Origin of the sequence: Marixanthomonas ophiurae (assembly GCF_003413745.1) — a bacterium.
Taxonomy (GTDB): domain Bacteria; phylum Bacteroidota; class Bacteroidia; order Flavobacteriales; family Flavobacteriaceae; genus Marixanthomonas; species Marixanthomonas ophiurae.
In genome coordinates, this window is sequence record NZ_QVID01000001.1 from 750,255 (window position 1) to 774,897 (window position 24,643).

A 24,643-nucleotide genomic window follows, 5' to 3' on the forward strand; every position below is an offset into this window, starting at 1 on the left:
AATTTCTATTAAAATATGACATTTGTCATATAAATGCCCTAATTTCGCATTGTTCGAGCAGTAATTTTGCTATACTGTTTAGAACAATTCTAAATAAAGATTAAAAATTTAGTTATGATTTCTGAAAAAAATGTCGCTGAAAGTTTTTATGATGAAACACTTATTTCTGAAGGGTTTTATATTTTAAAATTTGACAATGAAACCAATGATAACCAGACTTTTAAACGAGAGACAGGGTCCAACTTTATTCAGTTTCACTTTTGCATTAAAGGGTCCGCTAGCTTTCTTTTTAATGAAGGGAATTACACATTACCACTTAGTGAGGAAAATTCACTATTACTATACAACCCACAACGAGATTTACCATTACATATAAAGGTTCCAGCCCATTCTTGGGTAATTTCGGTGTTACTTCCTATTGAAAAATTCCATGCGTTATTTTCAAATGAAGCAAACTATATCACTTTTTTAAGTGCCGAAAATAAAGACAGGAAATATTACAAAGATGCGGGTATATCGCCATCAATGGCTATTGTTTTAAATCAATTAATGAATTATAATTTACATCCTTCTGTAAAACCACTTTATTTTAAAGGGAAAGTCTATGAGTTACTAAGCCTTTATTTTAACAGACCAGCCGATTTGGATGTGGAGCAATGTCCTTTTTTAGCTGATGAAGATAACGTAACCAAAATAAAAAGAGCCAAACAGATTATTATCACAAATATGGCAGAACCGCCTACTTTACAGGAATTAGCTGACCAAATCAATTTACCTATCAATAAATTAAAAGAAGGTTTTAAACAAATTTATGGTGACTCAGTCTTTAGTTTCCTCTTTGATTATAAAATGGAAGTAGCGCGACAATTATTAGCGACCGGTTCTCATAATGTAAATGAAGTAGGTCTAAAAGTAGGCTACAGTGCTGCCAGCCATTTTATTTCTGCTTTTAAGAAAAAGTATGGTACCACACCTAAAAAATATTTGATGAGTCTTTCAGCATAAGAAACGTAAATAACTTCATAGTTTTTATATGTTTCAGGTGTTTGACAATTCACTTTAATACAAGTAATTTTGCAACAGAAATATTCAATATGAAAAAGGGAGTCCTCCTTGTAAATCTTGGTTCGCCAGATACAACCAAACCTAAAGATGTTAAAAAGTATTTGGATGAATTTTTAATGGACCCACGTGTAATTGACGTACCGCGATGGGCAAGAATATTAATTGTTCGAGGTATCATTTTAAATACTAGACCAAAAAAATCTGCCGAAGCCTACCAAAAAATTTGGTGGGAAGAAGGTTCTCCATTGATTGTTCTTTCTGAAAGGCTTCAGAAAAAAGTGCAAGACAAAGTAACACTCCCTGTATCTTTAGCCATGCGCTATGGAAGTATGACGCTAAAAAAAGGATTGCAAGAACTAGTTGATCAAAATGTGGATGAAGTTTTAGTGGTTCCGTTATATCCACAATTTGCTATGGCAACCACCGAAACGATAAATGTAAAGGTAGAAGAACTTTGCAACGAATTTTTTCCGCAGCTAAAAACGGCATCTTTACCTGCATTTTACAACAAGCCAGAATATATTGAAGTACTCTCTAATAGCATTCAGGAACATATTAAAGGGTTGGATTACGAACACTTACTGTTTAGTTACCACGGCGTACCAGAAAGACACATTAGAAAGAGTGATATTACTAACAGCCATTGTAAAATAGATGGCTCATGTTGCGTTACTTCTTCAAAAGCACATCAATATTGTTACCGTCATCAATGTTATGAAACCACACGATTGGTTGCAGAAAAACTGGGCTTAACCGAAAATAGTTATTCGGTTTCCTTTCAATCTCGATTAGGTTTTGACCCTTGGTTACAGCCTTACACAGACAGAACCATTGAACGAATGGGAAAAGCTGGTATTAAAAAAATGGCAGTTGTAACACCAGCTTTTGTAAGTGATTGTTTAGAAACATTAGAAGAAATCGCGATGGAAGGTGAAGAAATATTTCATGAAACAGGCGGAAAAGAATTTACAACAGTCCCTTGTTTGAATGATCGGGATGACTTTGCTCAATTATTGGCAGATTGGATTGATGAATGGCGAATTATAGATGTTGATAAAGCAATAGCATAGAACTTAATTTAATCATTTAATGGCGTTACAAAACCGCTCGGCCAGTCTAGGTACAGAGCCCATTAGTAAGTTACTTATTAAACAATCGGTTCCGGCATCTATTGGTATTTTGGTAATGTCATTAAATATTCTTGTCGATACCATTTTTGTAGGGAATTGGATTGGCTCCATAGCTATTGCAGCTATAAATGTTGTGTTGCCTGTTTCATTTTTTATTGCCGCTTTAGGCATGTCAATCGGTATTGGAGGCTCTTCAATAATTTCTAGGGCTCTAGGCGCTAATAATAGAGAAAGAGCTCTTAAAACCTTTGGTAACCAAATTACTCTTACCCTTTTAGTAACTATATCAATGGCTGCATTAGGGCTCTATTTTGTAGATGAGCTCATTCCAGCTTTTGGGGGTAAAGGAGATATTTTTGAACCTGCAAAGGTTTATTATCAAATAGTACTTTATGGTGTCCCAATTTTAGGACTCTCCATGATGGGAAATAATGTGCTACGAGCCGAGGGAAAGCCAAAAATAGCTATGATTGCCATGATTATTCCATCTGTAGGTAATCTGCTATTAGATTATATTTTAATATATATCTTTGATATGGGAATGGCAGGTGCAGCCTGGGCTTCAACTGCTTCTTACGTCTGTTCTTTTCTATTTATTTTATGGTTCTTTTTAAGTGACCAATCTGAACTTCGCATAAGCTTTTCGCATTTTGGACTCAATAAAGTTATTTTAAAAGAAATAAGCGCTCTAGGTTTCGTAACCTTGGCACGACAAGCGGTTGTGAGTATTACGTATTTACTAATGAATAATATACTCTTTAATATAGGAGGAGAGGCTTCAGTGACTATGTATGGCATTATTGGTCGTATGCTCATGTTTGCGTTGTTCCCTGTGTTAGGAGTTACGCAAGGCTTTTTACCGATTGCCGGATATAATTATGGCGCTTATAAATTTCCTAGAGTTCGAGAAAGTATTAATAAAGCGATAAAGTATGCTGGGTTACTAGCTTTGGTGATTTTTATTCTGATTATGGTGTTTCCCGAAGCTATCGTTTCCGTATTTACAACCGATCAAGTGATTTTAGCTGAAACGCCTTCTGCGATGCGCTGGGTGTTTTTAGCCATACCCATAATTGCTATTCAATTAATAGGTTCGGCTTATTTTCAAGCGATCGGGAAAGCCACGCCTGCTTTATTACTCACACTTACTAGGCAAGGGTTTTTCTTTATTCCGTTGATATTGATTTTACCCAACTTTTTTGGTGAACTGGGTGTCTGGATCTCTTTCCCCATTGCCGATGTGTTGTCAACTATTGTAACTGGATATTTTCTGAATAAGGAAATTAGGAAAACATTGATTGAGTAACTTTAATAAAGATATTTGAAGTCTCTAAATTAGTACCTTTGAAAAATGGAATACAACTATATAAAAGCGCTACACTTAATATTTGTAATTACCTGGTTTGCGGGCTTGTTCTACATCGTCCGGCTTTTTGTATATCAAACTGAAGCCACTGAAAAGCCTTCTCCTGAAAAGGAAATTCTAGGAAAGCAACTTAGCATTATGGCTAAAAGGTTGTGGACTATCATAACTTGGCCTTCGGCGATATTGGCTATTGGATTTGCTATTTGGCTTATTTCGTTACGTACTTTTTACTTAACCGATGCATGGATGCAAGTAAAGCTCGGTTTTGTGTTTTTATTAATCTTATACCATTTAAAATGCCACCAAATTTATAAACAACTGCAAAAAGGAATTGTAAAACACTCTTCCAATTTTATGCGTTTGTTTAATGAGGGAGCTACCATTATCCTCTTTGCCATCATCTTTTTAGTAATGTTGCGCAATGCTGTAAATTGGATTTATGGTGTCTTAGGTCTTATCGCCTTTTCGGTTTTGTTGATGTTGGGTTATAAATTTTATAAACGGTTGCGGGAAAACCGGAACTCTTAAACCGACAACACCTCATCCTCTTCCAAAAGCAGCTCATTCCGAAGTTTTAAAAATATTTGAGCCACAGTAATAGTGTCTTTTTCGCAGTAGATAATAATGCGGTCTATATCATTTTCTTCGTAATACACATCACGCACATCGCTACCATCGATATCGTCTTTTGGGGAGGGAATACCTAAAACGTGCGCCATTAACTTTAAAGAAGTGAAGGTTTTATAGTCACCAAACTTCCATAATTCTAACGTGTCTAAATGAGGAACTTCCCAAGGCTTTTTTCCGAAGAGGTTCAGTTTAAAAGGCAAGCTTATTCCGTGGATAATCATCCGTCGGGCGATGTAAGGAAAATCAAACTCCTTTCCGTTGTGCGCACAGAGTACATGTTGCGGTTTATTAAAGTGAGTTTGTAGGAGCGTTTTAAACTCCTTAAGTAATGTAGCTTCTTCTCCGTGAAAGCTAGTCACCCGAAAGTTTCGAACGTCACCTTTCATTTTAAAATAGCCTACCGAAATACATACAATTTTTCCAAACTCGGCCCAAATACCAGCACGATCATAAAATTCCTCTGGAGTATATTCCTCTTTCCGTTGGTACTTTGTTTTTTGTTCCCACAATACTTTTGCAGTTTCGTCCAAATCATTATAATCTGGGTATTGCGGTACAGTTTCTATATCTAGAAACAATACGTGTTCTAGGTTTATTCGTGTAAGCATACTTCTGAAATTTTACAATCGGGGAGAACTTAAAGCTACGAAAAAATTACGAACCAGCATTTAGCATTTTATAGGCCTCTTCCATATACGTATAATAATCGTTGCTAAAAGAATCATCACCTTTTTTACCACGGTGATGCCCTAAACGCACAATTATCACATTATCTTCAGGAATAACAATCACATATTGCCCTAAAATTCCTCGCATGGCAAATACATCTTTGCCTTCGTGTTTATTGAGCCAAAATCCATAACCATATTCTGTACTTTCTTTAAATCGAGGTCTTATGGATTTAGCCACAAAAGTAGAGTCCAATAGTTGTTTCCCGCTCCACTTTCCGAAGTCTTTGTAGAGCTTACCAAAACGGGCAAAATCACGGGCATTACTGCCTATGCAACAGTATGCTTTCACCAAGCGATGATTTTCATCATCTATTTGCCATAAAGCTGGATTTTCTGCACCCAAGGGTTGCCAAAAGCTTTCTTGTAGATATGTAGATAAATCCATACTGGTAGATTGAATAGCCTTCTGAATTACCATTGCCAATAATTCTGTATTTCCACTCAAGTATTTATATTCTTTACCGGGCGTTTCTACCACTTTTAAATTGAGAATGGTTTCGGCCAGATTATCATCGTAATAGGCACGGGCGGTAATTCCAAAGGGATTTTTGTAAGACTCGTCCCAATTTAATCCTGAAGCCATGGATGATAAATCACCAACAGTTAAATTTGTTCCTTTAAATTCAGAATAAAAGTCTCCAACGGATTGATCTAAACTTTTTATATAGCCATCGTCAATTGCTTTTCCTAATAAAGCAGAAACCACGCTCTTTGCCATGGAAAATGAATTGGTTTGTGAAGAATCACTATATCCTTCTGCATACTTTTCATACCAAATACTGTCGCTTTTTATGATAAGGAACGCAACGGTACCGAACTCTTTATTTGTTTTGGTAAGTGTTTCGGTCGCTGATATGGTGTTATAATCTGAAGTTTTAGGCCAAGGCTGTGGGTTGCTACTCGCTGAGATAGTTTCACTTTCAAAATACTTAAAGTCGTCTATAAAGGCTGTTGTATGCCCAGTAAGATAAACCACACGGATTCCTTTTAAAATGTAGTTATAATCGGTTAGGTATAAAACCAATACAATTATTGCTATAATACCGAAAAACCAAGCAAGAAATTTTTTCATTGAAAGTAGATTATATTCTCAAATATAAAAGAAAAGATAGAAGTAGTTTGAAAATGTTTAGGTGTACTATTTTTTATGTTAGAAACAGCTCAGAAGGTAATCAATTAATAGTGTGTCCTGCTTCGTGAGTCTTTTAAGTCGTGGCTCTTTTTTAAAACAACTCTCCTTGTTTTACGGGGCTTTCGTGTTGCAATAACCATTTTTTTCGTTGCAGACCGCCTGCATAGCCGGTTAAGGATCCGTCGGTTCCAATAACGCGATGACAGGGAATAATAATGGAAATCGGGTTTTTCCCATTGGCAGATGCTGCTGCGCGAATTACTTTAGGGTCGCCCAAGGCATTTGCCATTTTTTGGTAGCTTGTGGTTTTTCCAAAGGGGATTTCTTGCAGTTCTCGCCATACCTTTTTTTGGAATTCAGTGCCTTGTGGACTTAATGGAATATCAAAAGTTTGTCGGTTCCCTTCAAAATATTCTGTGAGTTGTTCGATGGTTTTTTGAAGCGAATTAGGAAGTTTTTCTCGATTATTTTCTTCCGAAGAAATTTCACTATCAATAAAAATAACTGATCCTAAACCTGAAGCATCACCTTTCAATTCTATCCAACCTATCGGACTTTTAAAATAGGCTATTTTCACGATTGATTTTGGTCTTTAGTCTGCCCTTCATCTTGCTTAAACTCTTTTTCAGGGATGTCGCTAAGTTCTATTCCCATACGTTTAGCACGGCGTTCCCAGTTTTTACGAGCTTGTACTTGCATATCTTCAATGGCATCGCTTTCGTCCATAATTTCGAGACCTAATAAGGTTTCAATGATGTCTTCCATCGTTACAACACCTATTGTATTTCCAAATTCATCAACAACCGAAGCGATGTGAACACGTTGTTTAATAAAGGTTTCGAACAAGTCTGGAATGGGTTTATCAGCATCGACTACAAATATTTCTCTCTTCAGCTCCATCAACTGCATTTCACCATGTTCTTCCACAATTTGCTCTAGAATATCATCACGAAGCACAAAGCCAGTTATGTTATGTGTTTTTTCGCGATATACAGGAATTCTTGAAAATCGGAGGTTTTTATGTTGAGAATGAAAGTTTTTCAAAGACATGTCCTCGTTCTCCAACGTTACTACTGGAAAAGGTGTCATTACATCTTTTGCCTTAACCGATTTAAACACCAAAAGGTTTTTTATTACCGTAGTTTCATTTTCTTCAAAAACACCTTCTTCTTCAGCGGCATCTGTTATAGCAAGAAATTCCTCTCTACTCATCGTGCTTACGTGGGCAGATTTACCAATTAAACGCGTGGTGAGCATCAAGAGCCATAAAATTCCCGTGTATTTTAGCGGAAATATGATAATTTTCAAAAACTTAGCTGTAAAATTACCTAAGGATTTCCAATACGTAGCACCAATGGTTTTAGGTATAATTTCAGAAACAATTAAAATTAATCCAGTCATTATTGCAGATACAATACCTACCATCCCTCCAGAAGGCCATACTTTTTCGGCTTGAACTCCAACTAATATAGCTCCAACAGTGTGTGCTATCGTATTAAGCGTTAAGATAGCAATAAGAGGTTTGTCGATGTCCTTTTTAAAATTGGCCAACGTCAAAGCATAACTTTTCCCTTCGTTTTTTTTCATTTTTATGAAAGTAGGTGTAAAACTAAGTAAAGCTGCTTCCAAGATAGAGCAGAGAAATGAAAAGAAAATAGAAATTAAAGCGTACAGTATTAGTAGGGTCATTCCTTAAATATAAAATTTTGACTAAAATAAAAATTTAATTATCGTTTTATTACAATGTAATGTTAATAACACAAAAAAAGGGGCAAAATCGCCCCTTTTTAAAAAACAAACCTTAATCATTACCAATTACATTTGCTGTTTAATTATTTTCTCCCAATGACTGGCGCGGTTTAAGCAAATCTGCGCATCTGTTGAAGGAGATGAGTCATCATTTTCTTCGTAAAAGATAATTTCATCTGTAGCAGATGGGCTTCTCAACTCCAAAGCAACACGAGACAGCGGTTGTTTACGTTCTTTAAATGTAGCAACTCTACACTCATTTATAGTACTTAAATCGACCGTTTTAAAGGCTTCTGCTAATTTATTTTTATAAGAGAACACCAATTTATGAACGTTTTCATCTAGACCGATAAGGGTATTGCCAATCACTTCGGACGTATTTATTGTTACTCCGTTCTGGGATGATAGGTTTTGTAAACTCTTTTTCAGTTTTTTTTCAGTTGAACTACTTTTAATGATTACGAATACGATAGGCACCATAAATAATAATAATATGAAGAGCCCAATAAGGGTGGAACTTGTTTCCATTTTTATAAAGTTTTAAAGTTATTTTAAGTGAAATAAACGTGTATTTAAAAGTATTATACACGTGTTTGCCTAGACTAAATGTGTTTAGTCCGGCTGTTTACTGTTTCAAAAAAAGGAAACGTTCACCAAAAAAAATGGAAAGGGTATAACTGTTCTTGAATTCGCTTTTTATGATTCCGTTGCGGAAAATAATTGAGCGTATTAGAAGTGTTGTAATTTGTTGCCTCTGTATGTTCTAACGGCTGATAAAATATAAAAAACGGATTTACAGGTTCATCCGTTTGTTGATAGGATACCTCTACAACCGATACTTCATGAAAATAAAGTTGTTTAGAGAATGAATCAGCACTAAATCTCGTTTCGTTTGAGACTAAAGAAGTATGAGATGCATTTGAAACCGCAAAAGCATTACCCGAAATCAATAACAGACTTACGAGTAAAAAAAAGTAACTTATATGTGCTTTAAATGGTTTCACTAAGCAAAGGTATATAGAAATTGAATTGGAGGTGCCAAAATTGTATTAAAATTACTAGTTATTAAGACAATAGTTTCACAACATCTTTAGCAAAATAGCTAGCAATAATCTGTGCTCCAGCTCTTTTTATAGCTGTAATCTGTTCTAACACAACCGCATCGTGATCTAGCCAGCCTTTTTCAGCGGCAGCTTTTATCATCGCATATTCGCCGCTTACTTGATATACAGCAACGGGAACGTTCACCGTATTACGTATATCCCTAACAATATCTAAGTAACACAGTCCTGGTTTTACCATTACAATATCGGCTCCTTCTTCAATATCCATCAAGGTTTCTTTAATGGCTTCTTCCCGGTTGGCATAATCCATTTGATAACTGCTCTTATTTTTTGGGACATCTTTTTTGTCTACTGGCGCAGAATCTAACGCATCACGAAATGGACCATAAAAAGCAGAAGCGTATTTAGCACTGTAACTCATAATTCCGGTATCGTGAAACCCTTCATCTTCTAATAACGTTCGCATTTCAAAAATACGGCCGTCCATCATATCGCTGGGTGCGACAAAATCGGCTCCGGCTTTGGCGTGTGATAGGGCCATTTCGGCTAAAATTGCTGAAGAATCGTCATTGAGAATTTTCCCTTCGGAAACAATACCATCATGCCCAAAAATTGAATAGGGGTCTAACGCGACATCGGTCATAACCAACATATCAGGCACAGCATCTTTTACGGTTTTAATGGCGCGTTGCATTAACCCTTCGGCGTTCAAGGCTTCTGTTCCGCTGTTATCTTTTAAGTTTTCGGGTACTTTCACAAAAAGTAAAACGGATTTTAATCCTAAACTCCATAATTCTTTCACTTCTTTAGCCAATAAATCCAGACTATAACGATAATAATTAGGCATCGAAGCAATTTCTTCTTTCACACCTTTTCCTTCAACTACAAAAAGGGGAACTAGAAAATCGTTTGGAGAAAGCGTGGTTTCTCTTACTAAGTTTCTAAGGGTTTCGGTAGTTCGTAATCTTCGGTTTCTTCGTAGTGGATACATATTCAAATTATGAATTAAGAGTAGTGAGTTTACTCTATGGTGAAAAATTCAGTTTTAATAGTTCGCAACTACCGCTTTAGGATGCTGCTGAATTCTTTCTTTTCAGAAAAAAAAACTAATAGCAAAAATACCAATAATAAGACAGTACCTATAATTAAATTGCGTTCAAATACGTAAAATGAAAGGACAGAAAATCCGGTTGCGAGCAATAAATATCCGACTATTCGCTTTACATCGTATGGCACGGCGTAATTTCGTTGTCCGAAAAAATATGAAAGTAACATCATACTTCCATATGCAGCTAACGTTGCAATGGCCGAGCCTTGATAACTAATTATCGGAATTAACAAAAAGTTCAACCCCAAGGTAACTATTGCGCCAAACACTGAAATATACGCTCCAAATTTAGTGCGATCGGTCACTTTATACCAAACGGAGAGATTGTGATAAATACCTAAAAACAAATTGGCTAACAAGATAAGCGGTACAACTGAGAGTGCACCCCAATATTCGGAGTTAGGGATCAAAATGCGTTTAAAAATATCGATATATACAATTACAAACAGTAGAATAATGCTTCCAAAAATGGTGAAATATTTCGTAATAGTCGCATACGTCTGTTTAGCGTTTTTACTTTGCGCATGATTAAAGAAAAACGGTTCTATTCCTAACCGGAAAGCAGTGGCGAAAAGCGTCATAAAAACACCTAATTTATAACAAGCGGCATACACACCTACTTCAGCTTCTGCGATGTTTTCGGGTAATAGATATTTCAGCAAAATTTTATCAAATGCTTCGTTTATGGAAAAAGCAATCCCTGCAATTAATACCGGAAAAGCGTATTTAAACATCCCCTTCCAAATGGTTTTACTGAAACCAAACCCTATTTTAATATACAATGGCAGCAACACAACCAGTGTAATGGCACTAGCAATTAAATTGGCGATAAAAACATAGGCTACTTTGTTTTCTTCGGAATAAATACTACTCCAAAAAGAATCAGGAGCATTTTCTGCTAAATCAGGGAGTATTAAAAAGAAAAAGAGGTTAAGTCCTAAGTTTATACAGACATTGAAAATTTTAATGACTGCATATTTCATTGGTTTTTCGTTGGCACGATACCAAACAAACGGAAGCACTGCTAAGGCATCTAACGCTAAAATAAGTAGACCGTAGGTGACATATTCTGCTTTAAATTCAAGAAAATTCGCCAGCGAATCATTAGCAAGCAAGGTGATTGTCAGAAACAGAATGGTGGAAACAGTAAGCGACGTTAGCGCTGTGGACTGAACTAGCTTTTTCTGCTCTACGTGTTTATTGATAAACCGGAAAAAAGCGGTTTCCATTCCGTAAGAAAGTAAGACGTTTCCTAAAATTAAAAAAGCCATTAAAGAGGCGTAGACGCCGTATTGTTCTTTTCCCAATACGGAAACATACAACGGCACCAAAACGATTGCCAACGCCCTTGGAAGAACGGTGGCAAGGCCGTAAACAAAAGTTTGCTTAAATAGTTTTTTAAAAACGCTCAATCTATTCTATTTTGAAGCGTAAAAGTATTGAAATTATTGCCGCTTTCTGCTAAACAATTTGTCATTCCTTAATTATCTGACGGTGCATTGCTCTCTGGATACGCAAGCATTTCTTTTCGGCGGATATTGGCTATCTTATAATAGTTGGTCGTGCCATTTTGCACATAGCTCACAACGGCTTCGTTATCTGCTAGCTCAAATGGAAATTGTTTTGGAGGAATGTTTTGTGCTTCTTTTTTAGGGTCGCTATCCATCACAATACTACGATTGGCTTTATTCTTAAAATAGCCAATGTATTGCTTTCTAGCTTGGGGTGCGTTTTTAGCTTTTTCGGTTTTATTTCTGAAATAAATACTATCAATCCGTACATCTTCCGTGAAATCTTTAAAGGTAATATGAACATTAGTTCCCGAACCACCATCTTGCACACCGGCAACCCAATCTTGATAATACACATCGTCAATAGTAAACGGAGGGTCTTGCGTAAGCTTATAGGAGTTTATCTGGCTGCTACCACAGTTTGAAAAACTAAATAATACTAAGGAAACAATGCAAAGAGCAATTATATTTTTAAATGGGCGCATAAGCTTATTTTTATTGTGAAGATAGAAAAATTATAGTTTATACCCTATACCAATAAACGCTGTTGCTCCGTCTGCTGCTTTTGCATCTATTGTCACATTTTGGGCTTTAAAATAAGGGATGGTGAGTTTTAGCATCCAATTTTCAGAAAAATTATAGTTACCGCCAATACCTATGTTGAAGACGGTCAACGCGCTGTTTTCAATATATCCACGGGTTAAATCTTCGAATCCGTATCCGTAGCCAATTTGTGCAAATACATTGAACTTATTTTTATTAAAAGCATAGTATTGCAACGAAGGAACCACTCCATACGAGTGGATTGTTGTACCACTTTCATTTTTTAAAACGGTATTGTTGGTGGTGAAAAAACTAACTCCTGCAGAGAGTTTTGGAATAATAAAAAACTCTGCAGTTGCCAATGCCATCAATCCCAAATCATCAGGGCCATCTTGAGTAATAAATGGAGCTCCTTGTATGGAAAGAGAAATATCGCCTTTTTCATATTGCGAATAGACTGAGCTGAAGGCAATTAAAAATAGGATGCTAAAAAATAGTTTTTGAAATTTCATAAAAGTTGGTTTGGTTGTTTTCTCAAAACTATCAAATAGTATTCCATTACCAAGAGATGACTCAAACAAAAAAAGCCTTCCGAAACAACGGAAGACTTTTCTGCACTAAGTAGGTATTATATTTTATCCAGCTAATGCTTCGCTTTTTTAATGATTTGCCTTGCGGTCAATCTTATCCAGCTAATGCTTCAGCACCACCAACGATTTCTAAAATTTCATTGGTAATAGAAGCTTGTCGCGCTTTATTGTATTGTAATTTAAGATCATCACGAAGGTCTTTCGCGTTGTCTGTTGCTTTGTGCATCGCTGTCATACGAGCACCGTGCTCACTAGCTACACTATCACGAATCGCCTTAAACAATTGTGTTTTTAAGCTCTTCGGAATTAATTCTTCAACGATATCTTCTTTGTTTGGCTCAAAAATATAGTTTGGCGTTGCTTTTTGCGCCTCCGCTTCATCCATTTCAGGAGGAAGAATAGGTAAAAATTGCTCATTCATCACAATCTGCGTAGCTGCATTCTTAAACTTGTTGTAAACCAACACGATTTTATCGTATTCTCCTTCAGCAAATTTTTGCATTAACATTTCGGCGATTTCTGAAACATTTTCAAACGAAAGATCATCAAAAACTTCATTGTTATTTGAGATAACAGTTTCGGTCTTTTTTAGGATATCGTTTCCTTTTTTACCGATTGTTACGTAATCTACTTGTTTTCCAGAATAATTATCTGAAGCAATACGTTTTGAACCTTTGATAATATTACTATTAAATGCCCCTGCCAAACCACGGTTAGAAGTAATCGCTACCACTAACACTTTATTTACTTCGCGCTGATCTGAAAATTTACTTCCACTATCAGCATCTAGTGTTGCACTTAAATTTTGAAGCAACTCGGTTAGTTTATCAGCATACGGACGCATCGCTGTGATGGCATCTTGTGCTTTTTTCAACTTTGCAGCCGATACCATTTTCATGGCGCTCGTGATCTGCATGGTTGACCCAACAGAGGTGATTCTACTTCTTATTTCCTTAAGATTTGCCATTCTTTTATAGAATTAACTATTGAATATTGAGCATTTAGCTAGAAATGCTCAATATTAAAATCTAACTACTTTTTATACTTTGCTGAAAGATCTTTAGCTATAGCCGTTAAGGTATCAGTCACTTCATCAGTTAACTTACCAGATTTTAGCGTGTCTAGTGCATCTCTATGCTTTGCATTAAGCAATTCAAGATAATCTCTTTCAAATTCTTTTACTTTTTCTACAGGAACATCACGCAATAGGTTTTTAGAACCTGCATAAATAATTGCAATTTGATCTTCTACTGTAAATGGTGTATTTTCCGGTTGTTTTAAGATCTCTACGTTACGTTTTCCTTTTTCAATAACATTCTTAGTAGCCGCATCAAGGTCTGAACCGAATTTAGCAAATGCTTCCAATTCACGGAAAGCAGCTTGATCCAGTTTTAAAGTACCTGATACTTTTTTCATAGATTTAATCTGTGCGTTACCACCCACACGTGATACCGAAATACCTACGTTAATCGCAGGACGAACACCAGAGTTAAATAAATCACCATCCAAGAAAATCTGACCATCGGTAATCGAAATTACGTTGGTTGGGATATACGCAGAAACGTCACCCGCTTGTGTTTCAATAATTGGTAATGCTGTTAATGATCCACCACCTTTTACCATCGGTTTCAACACATCAGGAAGATCGTTCATTTCAGAGGCAATTTTATCATCATTGATTACTTTTGCTGCACGCTCCAACAATCTTGAGTGCAAGAAGAATACATCCCCTGGATATGCTTCACGTCCTGGTGGACGACGAAGTAATAGCGATACTTCACGGTAAGCAACTGCTTGTTTTGATAAATCATCAAATACAATTAAAGCAGGACGACCCGTATCACGAAAGTACTCACCAATTGCTGCACCTGCGAAAGGAGCATACACCTGCATTGGCGCAGGATCTGATGCATTTGCTGCAACAATAGTTGTATATGCTAATGCTCCAGCATCTTCTAATACTTGAGCGATGTTGGCTACGGTAGAAGCTTTCTGTCCTATGGCAACATAGATACAGTAAACTGGCTCACCAGCATCATAAAATTCTTTTTGGTTTAAGATGGTATCAATAGTAACTGTAGATTTACCAGTTTGGCGGTCACCAATAACCAATTCACGTTGTCCACGACCTACCGGGATCATCGCATCAATAGATTTAATACCTGTTTGTAATGGCTCAGTTACCGGCTCACGATAAATAACACCAGGTGCTTTACGCTCTAGTGGCATTTCGTACGTTTCTCCTTCAATAGGTCCTTTTCCATCGATTGGCTGTCCTAGTGTATTAACTACACGACCAACAATACCTTCACCAACGTTAATAGATGCAATACGCTGTGTACGCTTTACAGTAGATCCTTCGCTAATTTCTTTTGAAGGTCCTAATAATACAACACCAACGTTATCTTCTTCAAGGTTCAAAACGATTCCTTCTAAACCGTCTTCAAACTCTACCAATTCACCGTATTCTGCGTTAGCAAGCCCATATACACGTGCAATACCATCACCTACGGTTAAAACAGTTCCTACTTCGTCAAGTGAAGCTGATGCTTCAAAACCTGAAAGTTGTTCCTTTAAAATTGCTGAAACTTCAGCTGGTTTTACTTCTGCCATCTTATTTAGATTTTAGCTTGAGAAAATTCCTCAACCCTTAATTTAATGTAAACTCTCTTTTTAATCTATTTAATTTGTTTGCGATACTCGCGTTGTATTGAAGATCGCCCACGCGAAGGATAAACCCACCAATGATCGACTCATCAATTATATTTTCAACCGTAACTTTATCGCTACCGGTCATTTCTTTTACTTTAGCCAATACTTTTGCTTCCAACTCTGAAGACAATGCCACTGCTGTTGTAACTTTGGCAACCTGTATACCTTGTTCTTCATTATAAAGTTTCACATAGCTTTTGGCAACATCGCCCAATAAAGCGATACGTTGATTCGCTATCAAGACACCAACTAGGTTCTTGGTAACATCTGTTTGATTACTAAAAACTTTTAGCAATACTTGCTTTTTATCTTCTGCTTTTATTACCGGACTCGTTAGCATATTACGAAGCTCTTCGCTTCCTTCAATAGTAGCTTGAACGGATTGCATGTCACCAAACAAAACGTTTTCTGTTTTAGTTTCACTTGCATGTTGCAAGGCTGCTTTGGCGTATCGTATGGCTGCTCTGCTCATCTTATTACTAGTTTAAAGTAGCGTCACTTAACATTTCGTCAACCAACTCTAATTGCTCATTTTTAGAAGACAATTCTTTTTTTACAACTTTTTCAGCAATTTGAACTGAAAGTTCTGCTACGTGGCTTTTCAATTCGGCCATAGCTGATTTCTTTTCGCTTTCAATAGCTGTTTGTGCTTGCGTAATCATTTTGTTGGCTTCAGCTTGAGCTTCTTCCTTAGCATCTGAAATCATTTTTGTTTTGATTTCGCGTGCTTCTTTCATCATGCTATCACGTTCGTTTCTGGCTTCTTGAAGCAGTTTTTCATTATCTGCTTTAAGGTTTGCCATTTCAAGCTTTGCTTTTTCAGCTGAATCCAATGCATTTTTAATGCCCTCTTCACGATCATTAACCGCGCTTAAAATTGGTCCCCAAGCAAACTTTCGAAGCAACAGTATTAAAGCAACAAAAATAAGTATTTGCCAAAAAAACAGTCCAAATGAAAATTGTTCTAATAATTTTTCCATTATCTAAAATTTCAAAAAAATAATTTTTAATTTTTAATAACACAGTCGCTGTAACCAACCGTTACAGCCACTGTGTATGTAATTTATGCTGCGAATAAAGCAGCGAATCCGATACCTTCAATAAGCGCCGCTGCAATAAGCATTGCTGTTTGAATTTTACCAGAAGCTTCTGGTTGACGTGCAATCGCTTCCATAGCTTGACCACCGATTCTACCGATACCAAGACCAGCTCCGATTACAATTAAACCTGCTCCTACAATTGTTGGGATTTCCATAATATATATAATTAAAAATTAAACGTTCAACTTAATGTGATTCTTCGTTTGCCATACCAAAGTACAGTGCCGATAACATTGTAAATATATAAGCCTGTAAGGCTGCTACTAATAATTCTAATATCGCCAATCCAAATGCTAACCCGAAAGAAAGTGAACTTCCTAACCAGCTTTTAAATATAAACATCAATGCGATAATACTCATTAACACTACGTGTCCTGCAGTCATGTTTGCATATAATCGAATCATTAATGAGAATGGTTTAATAAACACTCCAAGTAATTCGATTGGTGCCAATACAATTCGCATTAATTTAGGCACTCCAGGCATCCAGAAAATGTGTGCCCAATAATTTTTATTTGCTGTAAATGTGGTGATTAAAAACGTAATTAAAGCCAAACCAAAGGTTACTGCAATATTACCAGTAACATTCACTCCTAATGGAGTCATCCCTAGTAAGTTTAAAAACCATATAAAGAAGAATATAGTTAACAAGAAGCTCATATACTTTTTATACTTCTTCTCTCCTATATTAGGTATGGCTATTTCGTCTCTAACGAACAAAACTAGTGGCTCAAGGAAACGACCCACCCCTTTTGGAATGCCTCTATTTTTCTTATACGATTTTGCAAGCGTACGAAACAAGAAAAACATAAGTATTGAAACCAATAACATAGTTACTACGTTTTTGGTAATAGAAAAATCTAGTGGTTTACCATTGGTAGCATGACCTTCCTCGTCATAATTTATATCACCCGCAGCATTGGTTTTATATATTTTTGAATGATATAATTTGTAATAATCTCCGTCTACCTCAGCAACTGTATTACCGTGGTTAAACTTTGAAGAAGAGAATACTTTTAATCCATCGTCAAAAAGAATAACAGGCAATGGAAAGCCATAATACTTTCCTGCTTCTTCATCAGAGAAGAACGTAAAATCGTAAGAGTCTAACAGGTGATGATTAATATACTCCTGTATCTCAGATTTTTTATCGCTGTCTTCTTGCTCGGTAAGCTCGTGGGTTTGAAGGTTTTCTTCAACATCTTGAGCATAGGCTGTAGTAAAACCTAATAAAACTACTACTACAAATAAAATCTTAACTATAAATGGCTTTTGCATAATACACAAATAGTGATGTCCTTAAAATCGGTGCAAAAATACAGTTATATATTTTATTGTAAAAACAATTTTAAGTCTTTTTTTAAAGTTATAAAACAGTCAATATACTTGATTATTAAGCTGTTTGGAAAGATACATTACTTCTAGGGCTAAACAGACGGCGTATGGGATGAAAAATGTAACAAATTCAATAGTCTGCATGCTTGCGTCGGCATTATATGCCGGATAGAAAATAAGGAAGAATACGAGGAATTTTAATCCGCTTCCTGCCATAAAAATAAAACCCGACTGAGCCGATTTCTTTTTTAATGACCGCTGAATAACCATCAAAATAGTAGCTGCCATAACAAAATTTACAACATAAGACAGTACAATTTGATGTGCAAAAAGGGGCTTTTCTAATGTGCTTAATAGTGCGAGATGGATACCAAAAGTAACAACCAATACAGCAGCCAGAATTCCTAAAAATCTAACGGTTTTCGCCATTGTCTATTTATTCAACCTATTCGTCTGTTGCACTACTAAATAAAGGGAAAGGCCTACTCCTAATAGTGTTCCAATAATCACGTACAGTTTATTACCGTCATTATATTCGGCATCAAGCCATAGACCTCCCTGAACAAAAAGATAGATAACCACGCCCATTTCAATCGCGATAGCACTGAGCACTGCCCACCGTCTTAAGCCATTATTTTTATTATCGCCCACAGTTATTTAAGGGGTTCTGAAGATTTTTTGGCACGCTGTTGCCTATGGTAAGGACTCGGCTTTGATGCCGGATCTTCTTTAAGCTTTGATTCAGTTTTAGGTTGGGTGTCTTTTTTAGATCCTTTCATTACACATGAAGCATTAAAAGTGGCTCCTGGCTCTACAGCTAATTTTCCCGCGACTACTTCACCCTCAATAGTAGCAGTAGATTTTAATGATAATGTTCCTGAAACATCTAGATTACCTTCAAACTTTCCTTCAATATCGGCATTTTCACAAGTTAGGGTTCCATTAATATAACCACTTTTACCCAACACCACTTTTGAAGGAGTTTTAATAGTGCCTTTTACGGTTCCATCTATTCTAAAAAAGCCTTGTGAAACCACATCACCTTCTAGTGTTGTGCCTTCATTAATTCGGTTTTGTCCGCTACTGGGCTCTTGTCCGGTTCGTTCTTTTTTTTCTGAAAACATAGGTCTGGGTTTTTAGGTTTGTCTTTACTATTCTACAGGTTCTTTTTCAGTATTTAAATAAGCATCCAAATTTTTATGAATCTGAATAATCTTGTAGTTAGGCGTTGAAATTTCAAAAGAAGGTTTCTTTATTTTAAACTCTTTGTTTTCTTTTAAAACCTGTGCAAAATTACGTCCGCCTGTTTTGGTATTTAAACCATGGATTACAACCAATTTGGTTTCTGGGGTATAATAATCCAGTGAAGCACTCATATTAGTATATCGATAGGCGTCAATGGCTTCAACTAATTTGTCTTTTAATTCTTGTGCAGCTTCGGTTTCAGTACTGTCAAACTTATAAACTACTTTCCACTTCTTAGCTTCTTCATCGGGTACAAAGTCGCTGGATTCTATAGTACGTAAGGTCTTTCCGTAAATAAATTCAGCTTGTTCCCCTTCTTCGGAATTTGGATAATTTAATGCTATAAAATTTAAAGCTTTTTTATACGCTTCAAATCCTTGCTGACGACCAATTGCCGTAGCTTTTAATATTTCAAATTTAGGAACAATTTCCGTTCCAGTGTATTGCGAAATATAATTATCGCTTTGTTCAATTACATATTCGTATTTTGAAGCTTCAAAATCTTTATACAATTGCTTGTACTTAAATTCTGGACTAGACTCGTCGGTTGCCAACGCAGTATTCGGGTTGCGCAATATTTCAGCATAACGCGAATCTGGGTGGTTGGTTATAATGTCATTTTTATATTTGCTTGCTAACGACTCGTTTTCCTGTTCGTTATAAATTTTATACAAATTATATTTAGAGGGAAGAATTAATCGTTCTTCTGGGTTGAAGGTTAATAATTTTTCAAGCCGTTCGATTGCAAGACCGTTTTCTTTAAATTTTTCTTTGTAGATGAGTCCTAATTGATAATAAGCAAAGTCTCTATCGCCAACCAAGCTATCTATTACTTTTTGATCGGTTGGAATTTCTGCAATATAAGTTTGTGGATCAAAACGCTTGTTCCCTGTAATAACTTCAACTGGTTTAATTTCTTCTTCGGTTATTAATGACGTTTGTTTTTCAGAACGTCTCCAATTGTCTTCCAGTTCTCGATCCCCCCAAACTTTTTGGAACTGCTGTTTTCCATACGCTACCGTGGTTGAGTTGTAAAAATAAAAGGTACTGTTGTTTTCATTAGGTCCACCAGGTCCGGCATTTTTGGTATAAAACTCGTTATTAGCAATACTTTGCTGTTGTTTTACTTGAGCAATGGAATCGGCAATCGCTTTTTCTTTCAATTTGGCAGTGTAATCTGTAAAATACGCCAATTGTTCGGCTTCGCTCATATTGGCAAAACGGATGATACTATCATTTTCTGTGGCGATGTCTTCGTATTTTATTACATCGTCCAAGTTTTCACGCTTCTTAGTAATACGTCGGTGTTTTTTTGTGTTAACCTCAAGATTTGTTAACGTACTATCATAATACGCTCCTGCTGTTTTATAATTAGTCGCATCAAAATTGATAATCGCCAGCGTTTCGTAATTCTTGGACTGAAGGATTTTATCTGGTGAGTTTTCCTTGATAGATTTATTGTAGTACCCAACAGCGGTTTGGATGCTATCTAAATTGTAATAGTATTCACCAATCTGGTTGTAGATTTTATCTAAAAACGGACGGTTTTCACGGTTTTCGGCTAGTTCATTCAATAATTCTAAAAAAGCTGTTTTGTCTTCGTTATCATAATCAAAATTCCTCGCTTTGGCTATGTAAGCGTTAATCATATACACTCGTGGTGATTTCCGATTAAGTTCAATCACCTGATCAAAGGCCATATTGGCGCTATCACGCTCGCCTATACGGTTATAAAGTTGTCCTTTAATATAGTTGTAACGTCCTTTTAGCTCATTTTTTTGTACGTTTTCCGAAGCTATTTTCATATACGGTAACGCTTCAGCAATCGAATCCATTTTAACGTAAGCTTCAGCCATGATGGCTGCAACGTCTGCTAACTCCTCTTCATCCATTTCTATCTTCTCTCGCTCGACATCTTCCAATAGTTCTTGCAAGCTTTCTAACGCTACTTCTTCATTGTCTAATCTAATATTTGCTTTTGCTTTCCACACATTGGCATTGGTAATATTATTACTAGTTGGGTAGCGATCTAGTATAAAGTTAAAAGCATCTAAGGAAGGAATAAAACGTCCATCGAAATAACGAGACTTGCCAAGCAACATATATGCTTCGTCTGTTTGTGGATTGTGTTCCTTGTTGTTTACATACACTGAATGCTTTTGAATAGCTTTCGCAGCTTTCTCTTCAGCACGGTTAAAGTTCGGATTTTTAGATTCTCCAGGTAAAGTTGAATTTTCATCAAGGTCGAGACGCTCAACAGGTAGAATTTCCCAATAGTTATCACGGTAGCCTGTGGCCAATTCTTCTTTGCCGTCTTCAAAAGCTAAATTTCCGTTGTACAACGCATTGTATTCTGCGGTTACTGCGTGATAATTACGACTTAAAAAAGTGTTCTTTTTTCGTGAACAAGCTGCTAAAACAATAACAGCCAATAAAAAGAGAGTAGTTTTATATATGCCTTTCAAAATTATGTCAATTTATTATAATACTGTAACTTAAAAGCGTTGCTTTTAGTATGTAAAAGCAAGAAATAAGCTGTAAAAATAAGGTTCTTTTTGGTTTCTGTAGGCTTATAACGTTAAAAATTGGTTGTAATTGGCTTATTTCTATTCTTTAAAATATTTTCCTTTGTAAATTTGCAAAAAATTGAAATCTATGAGTGGCTTCTATTCGCTACCCGTTTCCGAAGTAAACAAGGAAACCCCTAACGCTGTATCGATTACTTTTACTATACCCGAAGACTTAAAAGAGATGTTTTCTTTTAAAGCTGGGCAGTATATAACTATAAAACATACAATTAATGGAACTGAGTTGCGCCGAGCGTACTCCATTTGTTGTGCACCAGACAGCGGCAAGCTGAAAGTAGGTGTGAAAAAAGTGGAAAAGGGACTTTTCTCTGTCTTTGCCAACACCAAGCTAAAAGTAGGCGATACGTTGGAAGTATTTCCACCAGAAGGAAAGTTTGTTTTTGACCCCAAGGATGAAGAAATTGGTGAAATTTCAGATCATTACGCTGCTTTTGTCGCTGGAAGTGGAATTACTCCTGTACTTTCCATTGTAAAAACTATTTTAAATGAAGTGCCAGACAGTACCTTTTTATTGGTATATGGAAACCAATCGCTTTCTGAAACTATGTTTCATTCCGAAATATTAGAACTTCAAAAAAAATATAAAGACCGTTTATTTGTTGAATTTATTTACAGTCGCAAGCTGGAAAGTGACGCGTTATTTGGTCGTATTGAACGTTCTACCATCAACCTATTACTTAAAAATAAATTTAAGGACCGCACCTTTAACTCTTTTTATCTGTGCGGGCCCGAACCAATGATTGATGAAGTTTCTTCTACTTTGAAACAGAACGGTATCAATGAAAAACAGATTCTTTTTGAACTATTCAACACCGCAGAAAAAGGACTGCTGACCAAAAAACACGATGGTGATACCAAAGTAACTATTACTTTGGATGACGAAGTGGAAACCTTTTCTATGCCGCAGAAAAAATCGGTGCTCGAAGCAGCATTGGATCACGATTTAGATCCGCCGTATTCGTGTCAAGGTGGAATTTGTAGTACATGTATTGCAAGAATTACGGAAGGAAAAGCCGAAATGCGTAAAAATCAAATTTTGACCGATGATGAAATAGCCGACGGATTGATTTTAACCTGTCAAGCGCATCCTACCACCGAAACATTGTCTGTGGATTATGATGATGTGTAGCTTCGGCTTCGCTCAGTTGTTACCAGAAAAAGTTTAATGTTTTAATTCTACTGAGTTAAAAAAGTTTAAAAATAGCTTCAACAATCGTTTTTGGTGAGATGGTTTTTATTGCCTTTTCATATCCTTCAGGAAATTTGTTTCCATAAATTGAAGTAGGAATCAATGGAAATTGCTCTCTGTCTGCTGTCAACTGATTTACAGTGGGCTGATTGAACGGTACAAAACCCGCAAATGGATGTGTTACCCCCCAAAGTGTAATAACTGGAATACCAAACATCGCTGCTAAATGACCGTTTCCGCTGTCCATTGAGAGCATTCCGTCCAAGTTTGAAATTAACGCTAGTTCTTCTTCAAAAGTCAATTGTCCGGCGATATTGGTTACTTGTGTAAAATCTGAAGCCAACTGATTTAAAAGCTCTTCTTCTTTTTTGCCACCACCAAATAGGAATATTTTAAATTTTTCAGTTTTATGTAATTCTGAAATTACCTCTTTCATTAATTCCAACGGATACATTTTACTTTCGTGAGCTGCAAAAGGTGCGATCCCAATAGCTTTTTTTGTGTGTTTTCCTATCAAACTGTGCAACCTCTTATTAAGTTGTTGCCTTTCGGGAAACGTATGGTTGGAAAGGTCTAATGGAAAACCTAGTTTTTCAAAAACATCAACATAGCGTTGGTGCGTTGTTTTTAACTGAGAAAATTCTTTGTTTTCAGAAGCAGTGAGTTGTCTTTTTTCTTCTCTACCTTTATCAATAGTAGCTGTTTGTATTCCTTGTACCCGTAAATAATTAGAGATTATTTTTGAGCGAATTACATTATGCAAATCTGCGATTGCGTCTATTCCATTAGATTTTGCTTCATTGGCCAGTTTCAACAACCCAAAACCTTTGTGTATTCCATAAACATCAGCCTCTAAAAATTCTACAGTAGATATAGATTTGAAAAAAGGCTTAAAGTGCTTTTTTGAAACAACCGTAAGTTTCACTTGTGGGTATGTTTTGGCAAAAACCTGTAATACTGGGACAGTCATAGCCACGTCACCCATTGCGGACAGACGGATTACAAGGATGTGAAAAGGTTTGGGCATTGTTTGTTTTGACTTTGATGCCGGGGCTTCGATATAATTTAATTCCTTGATGTGCCATCACGGAATTAAATCACTCAGCCACCTTAAATTCAGCAATCTGAATACTTTTTAATTCAAATTATTTTTCACCTCGAAGTACTGGATTCAGCTCATCGTCGTTGTACATTTTCATCTGCTTATAGACTTTCATATACTTATCGCCATTTGCGATATCGTCCAGCAATTGATTAATGGCTGTACTTAAGTCTACTCGCTGTTCTAATAATACATCCAGCTTTGCTTTACAAGCCATTTGGTGCTTTTGAGAAGCGTCTTCTCGATTGGCTTCTTCATTCATGTGATAAACTTTCAATGCCAATATGGATAAACGGTCAATACCCCAAGCAGGACTCTCAGTGTTAATCCTAGCGTTGTCCTTCACTTTTACATCCTTGAACTTTTCTAGAAAATAGCTGTCAATATATTCTACCGTATCAGTACGGTCTTGATTAGAAGCATCAATTTTACGCTTTAATAATAAGGCTCCTGCAGGATCAATATTTGGGTCACGAATAATATCTTCGTAGTGCCACTGCACCGTATCGATCCAACATTTTCTATACAATAAATGTTCAATTAGATCCGAATCTTTATCATACGGATTGGTAAACGGCTGGTCCACCGTATCTATTTCGTGATATTTATTAATTACTTCTTGAAATATTTTGTTGGCTTTGTCGCTGAACATAGGTTTTATTTTTTAAATCGGTGGTTTTGGTACAAATTTACAAAATGCTAAGGCATTTTCCTGTGTTATTTTATAGCTTCACCATTCCAGATACTTACAAG

27 protein-coding genes are annotated in these 24,643 nt (G+C 36.2%); 5 read left to right on the top strand and 22 right to left on the bottom strand.

All coding sequences use genetic code 11. The annotated features are described in order from the left end of the window. Positions 1–114 precede the first annotated feature (114 nt). The 4 genes from DZ858_RS03325 to DZ858_RS03340 all read left to right on the top strand — a co-directional run bounded on the left by DZ858_RS03325 (position 115) and on the right by DZ858_RS03340 (position 4,089). Positions 115–1,005, top strand: coding sequence for an AraC family transcriptional regulator (locus DZ858_RS03325; protein WP_117158120.1), 891 nt, complete (start codon positions 115–117; stop codon positions 1,003–1,005). An 89-nt stretch (positions 1,006–1,094) separates the two neighbouring features. Then, positions 1,095–2,135, top strand: coding sequence for a ferrochelatase (gene hemH, locus DZ858_RS03330; protein ID WP_117158121.1), 1,041 nt, complete (start codon positions 1,095–1,097; stop codon positions 2,133–2,135). A 19-nt stretch (positions 2,136–2,154) separates the two neighbouring features. Next, entirely contained in the window at positions 2,155–3,501 is a 1,347-nt protein-coding gene (locus DZ858_RS03335; RefSeq protein ID WP_117158122.1) for an MATE family efflux transporter, read from the top strand. Between the two features lie 45 nt (positions 3,502–3,546). Next, on the top strand, positions 3,547–4,089 hold the full coding sequence (locus DZ858_RS03340; RefSeq protein WP_117158123.1) for a CopD family protein: 543 nt from the start codon (positions 3,547–3,549) through the stop codon (positions 4,087–4,089). On the opposite strand, the gene DZ858_RS03345 is transcribed toward DZ858_RS03340, so the two are convergent. The 20 genes from DZ858_RS03345 to porW all read right to left on the bottom strand — a co-directional run bounded on the left by DZ858_RS03345 (position 4,086) and on the right by porW (position 21,476). Continuing rightward, positions 4,086–4,799 (bottom strand): 3'-5' exonuclease, encoded by a 714-nt coding sequence (locus tag DZ858_RS03345; RefSeq protein WP_117158124.1) that lies wholly within the window; start codon positions 4,797–4,799, stop codon positions 4,086–4,088. The two genes, DZ858_RS03340 and DZ858_RS03345, sit on opposite strands and share 4 nt — an antisense overlap. A gap of 46 nt (positions 4,800–4,845) precedes the next feature. Then, complete coding sequence (locus DZ858_RS03350) at positions 4,846–5,994, bottom strand: serine hydrolase domain-containing protein (protein WP_117158125.1); 1,149 nt, start codon at positions 5,992–5,994, stop codon at positions 4,846–4,848. Positions 5,995–6,145: 151 nt separating this feature from the next. Next, complete coding sequence (locus DZ858_RS03355) at positions 6,146–6,631, bottom strand: methylated-DNA--[protein]-cysteine S-methyltransferase (protein ID WP_117158126.1); 486 nt, start codon at positions 6,629–6,631, stop codon at positions 6,146–6,148. Further along, positions 6,628–7,743 (bottom strand): CNNM domain-containing protein, encoded by a 1,116-nt coding sequence (locus DZ858_RS03360; RefSeq protein ID WP_117158127.1) that lies wholly within the window; start codon positions 7,741–7,743, stop codon positions 6,628–6,630. Before DZ858_RS03360 ends, DZ858_RS03355 begins: the two co-directional genes overlap by 4 nt. A gap of 126 nt (positions 7,744–7,869) precedes the next feature. Next, positions 7,870–8,331, bottom strand: a complete 462-nt coding sequence (locus DZ858_RS03365) for a hypothetical protein (protein WP_117158128.1) — start codon at positions 8,329–8,331, stop codon at positions 7,870–7,872. 122 nt (positions 8,332–8,453) lie between these two features. Then, positions 8,454–8,807, bottom strand: a complete 354-nt coding sequence (locus tag DZ858_RS03370; RefSeq protein ID WP_117158129.1) for a hypothetical protein — start codon at positions 8,805–8,807, stop codon at positions 8,454–8,456. A gap of 61 nt (positions 8,808–8,868) precedes the next feature. Beyond that, positions 8,869–9,858, bottom strand: coding sequence for a porphobilinogen synthase (gene hemB / locus DZ858_RS03375; RefSeq protein ID WP_117158130.1), 990 nt, complete (start codon positions 9,856–9,858; stop codon positions 8,869–8,871). A 68-nt stretch (positions 9,859–9,926) separates the two neighbouring features. Next, positions 9,927–11,387 carry a lipopolysaccharide biosynthesis protein gene (locus DZ858_RS03380; RefSeq protein ID WP_117158131.1) on the bottom strand — a complete coding sequence of 487 codons (1,461 nt, stop codon included), beginning with the start codon at positions 11,385–11,387 and terminating at the stop codon, positions 9,927–9,929. A 68-nt stretch (positions 11,388–11,455) separates the two neighbouring features. Further along, positions 11,456–11,971, bottom strand: coding sequence for a hypothetical protein (locus tag DZ858_RS03385; RefSeq protein ID WP_117158132.1), 516 nt, complete (start codon positions 11,969–11,971; stop codon positions 11,456–11,458). Positions 11,972–12,001: 30 nt separating this feature from the next. Further along, positions 12,002–12,541 carry a porin family protein gene (locus tag DZ858_RS03390; protein WP_117158133.1) on the bottom strand — a complete coding sequence of 180 codons (540 nt, stop codon included), beginning with the start codon at positions 12,539–12,541 and terminating at the stop codon, positions 12,002–12,004. 172 nt (positions 12,542–12,713) lie between these two features. After that, entirely contained in the window at positions 12,714–13,586 is an 873-nt protein-coding gene (gene atpG, locus DZ858_RS03395; RefSeq protein WP_117158134.1) for an ATP synthase F1 subunit gamma, read from the bottom strand. Between the two features lie 65 nt (positions 13,587–13,651). Next, positions 13,652–15,232 (bottom strand): F0F1 ATP synthase subunit alpha, encoded by a 1,581-nt coding sequence (gene atpA / locus DZ858_RS03400; RefSeq protein ID WP_117158135.1) that lies wholly within the window; start codon positions 15,230–15,232, stop codon positions 13,652–13,654. Positions 15,233–15,269: 37 nt separating this feature from the next. Continuing rightward, positions 15,270–15,803, bottom strand: a complete 534-nt coding sequence (gene atpH / locus DZ858_RS03405; protein ID WP_117158136.1) for an ATP synthase F1 subunit delta — start codon at positions 15,801–15,803, stop codon at positions 15,270–15,272. 7 nt (positions 15,804–15,810) lie between these two features. Next, complete coding sequence (locus DZ858_RS03410; protein ID WP_117158137.1) at positions 15,811–16,311, bottom strand: F0F1 ATP synthase subunit B; 501 nt, start codon at positions 16,309–16,311, stop codon at positions 15,811–15,813. 83 nt (positions 16,312–16,394) lie between these two features. After that, the gene (gene atpE, locus DZ858_RS03415; RefSeq protein WP_117158138.1) at positions 16,395–16,586 is read right to left on the bottom strand and encodes an ATP synthase F0 subunit C; all 192 of its coding nucleotides are present in this window, start codon (positions 16,584–16,586) and stop codon (positions 16,395–16,397) included. Positions 16,587–16,617: 31 nt separating this feature from the next. Further along, positions 16,618–17,709, bottom strand: coding sequence for a F0F1 ATP synthase subunit A (gene atpB / locus DZ858_RS03420; RefSeq protein WP_117158139.1), 1,092 nt, complete (start codon positions 17,707–17,709; stop codon positions 16,618–16,620). 99 nt (positions 17,710–17,808) lie between these two features. Then, positions 17,809–18,195: a DUF6168 family protein gene (locus DZ858_RS03425; RefSeq protein ID WP_117158140.1), complete on the bottom strand. Its 387-nt coding sequence runs from the start codon at positions 18,193–18,195 to the stop codon at positions 17,809–17,811. Positions 18,196–18,198: 3 nt separating this feature from the next. Continuing rightward, a complete protein-coding gene (locus DZ858_RS03430; RefSeq protein ID WP_117158141.1) occupies positions 18,199–18,417 on the bottom strand; it encodes an AtpZ/AtpI family protein in 219 nt (72 codons plus the stop codon). Positions 18,418–18,419: 2 nt separating this feature from the next. Beyond that, positions 18,420–18,890, bottom strand: coding sequence for a bactofilin family protein (locus tag DZ858_RS03435; protein ID WP_117158142.1), 471 nt, complete (start codon positions 18,888–18,890; stop codon positions 18,420–18,422). Between the two features lie 27 nt (positions 18,891–18,917). Next, positions 18,918–21,476 (bottom strand): type IX secretion system periplasmic lipoprotein PorW/SprE, encoded by a 2,559-nt coding sequence (gene porW / locus DZ858_RS03440; protein ID WP_117158143.1) that lies wholly within the window; start codon positions 21,474–21,476, stop codon positions 18,918–18,920. 190 nt (positions 21,477–21,666) lie between these two features. Here porW and DZ858_RS03445 point away from each other — a divergent pair, with 190 nt between their 5' ends. Beyond that, positions 21,667–22,728 (top strand): ferredoxin--NADP reductase, encoded by a 1,062-nt coding sequence (locus DZ858_RS03445; RefSeq protein ID WP_117158144.1) that lies wholly within the window; start codon positions 21,667–21,669, stop codon positions 22,726–22,728. Positions 22,729–22,783: 55 nt separating this feature from the next. On the opposite strand, the gene DZ858_RS03450 is transcribed toward DZ858_RS03445, so the two are convergent. Further along, complete coding sequence (locus tag DZ858_RS03450; RefSeq protein ID WP_117158145.1) at positions 22,784–23,815, bottom strand: glycosyltransferase family 9 protein; 1,032 nt, start codon at positions 23,813–23,815, stop codon at positions 22,784–22,786. A gap of 118 nt (positions 23,816–23,933) precedes the next feature. After that, on the bottom strand, positions 23,934–24,542 hold the full coding sequence (locus DZ858_RS03455) for a DUF4254 domain-containing protein (RefSeq protein ID WP_117158146.1): 609 nt from the start codon (positions 24,540–24,542) through the stop codon (positions 23,934–23,936). Positions 24,543–24,643: the final 101 nt, after the last annotated feature.

Bases quoted from the DNA above. Each gene is read 5' to 3' on its own strand.
- DZ858_RS03325 (WP_117158120.1), top strand. From the start codon at position 115: ATGATTTCTGAAAAAAATGTCGCTGAAAGTTTTTATGATGAAACACTT.
- hemH (WP_117158121.1), top strand. From the start codon at position 1,095: ATGAAAAAGGGAGTCCTCCTTGTAAATCTTGGTTCGCCAGATACAACC.
- DZ858_RS03335 (WP_117158122.1), top strand. From the start codon at position 2,155: ATGGCGTTACAAAACCGCTCGGCCAGTCTAGGTACAGAGCCCATTAGT.
- DZ858_RS03340 (WP_117158123.1), top strand. From the start codon at position 3,547: ATGGAATACAACTATATAAAAGCGCTACACTTAATATTTGTAATTACC.
- DZ858_RS03345 (WP_117158124.1), bottom strand. From the start codon at position 4,799: ATGCTTACACGAATAAACCTAGAACACGTATTGTTTCTAGATATAGAA.
- DZ858_RS03350 (WP_117158125.1), bottom strand. From the start codon at position 5,994: ATGAAAAAATTTCTTGCTTGGTTTTTCGGTATTATAGCAATAATTGTA.
- DZ858_RS03360 (WP_117158127.1), bottom strand. From the start codon at position 7,743: ATGACCCTACTAATACTGTACGCTTTAATTTCTATTTTCTTTTCATTT.
- DZ858_RS03365 (WP_117158128.1), bottom strand. From the start codon at position 8,331: ATGGAAACAAGTTCCACCCTTATTGGGCTCTTCATATTATTATTATTT.
- hemB (WP_117158130.1), bottom strand. From the start codon at position 9,858: ATGTATCCACTACGAAGAAACCGAAGATTACGAACTACCGAAACCCTT.
- DZ858_RS03385 (WP_117158132.1), bottom strand. From the start codon at position 11,971: ATGCGCCCATTTAAAAATATAATTGCTCTTTGCATTGTTTCCTTAGTA.
- DZ858_RS03390 (WP_117158133.1), bottom strand. From the start codon at position 12,541: ATGAAATTTCAAAAACTATTTTTTAGCATCCTATTTTTAATTGCCTTC.
- atpG (WP_117158134.1), bottom strand. From the start codon at position 13,586: ATGGCAAATCTTAAGGAAATAAGAAGTAGAATCACCTCTGTTGGGTCA.
- atpA (WP_117158135.1), bottom strand. From the start codon at position 15,232: ATGGCAGAAGTAAAACCAGCTGAAGTTTCAGCAATTTTAAAGGAACAA.
- atpH (WP_117158136.1), bottom strand. From the start codon at position 15,803: ATGAGCAGAGCAGCCATACGATACGCCAAAGCAGCCTTGCAACATGCA.
- DZ858_RS03410 (WP_117158137.1), bottom strand. From the start codon at position 16,311: ATGGAAAAATTATTAGAACAATTTTCATTTGGACTGTTTTTTTGGCAA.
- atpE (WP_117158138.1), bottom strand. From the start codon at position 16,586: ATGGAAATCCCAACAATTGTAGGAGCAGGTTTAATTGTAATCGGAGCT.
- atpB (WP_117158139.1), bottom strand. From the start codon at position 17,709: ATGCAAAAGCCATTTATAGTTAAGATTTTATTTGTAGTAGTAGTTTTA.
- DZ858_RS03425 (WP_117158140.1), bottom strand. From the start codon at position 18,195: ATGGCGAAAACCGTTAGATTTTTAGGAATTCTGGCTGCTGTATTGGTT.
- DZ858_RS03435 (WP_117158142.1), bottom strand. From the start codon at position 18,890: ATGTTTTCAGAAAAAAAAGAACGAACCGGACAAGAGCCCAGTAGCGGA.
- DZ858_RS03445 (WP_117158144.1), top strand. From the start codon at position 21,667: ATGAGTGGCTTCTATTCGCTACCCGTTTCCGAAGTAAACAAGGAAACC.
- DZ858_RS03450 (WP_117158145.1), bottom strand. From the start codon at position 23,815: ATGCCCAAACCTTTTCACATCCTTGTAATCCGTCTGTCCGCAATGGGT.
- DZ858_RS03455 (WP_117158146.1), bottom strand. From the start codon at position 24,542: ATGTTCAGCGACAAAGCCAACAAAATATTTCAAGAAGTAATTAATAAA.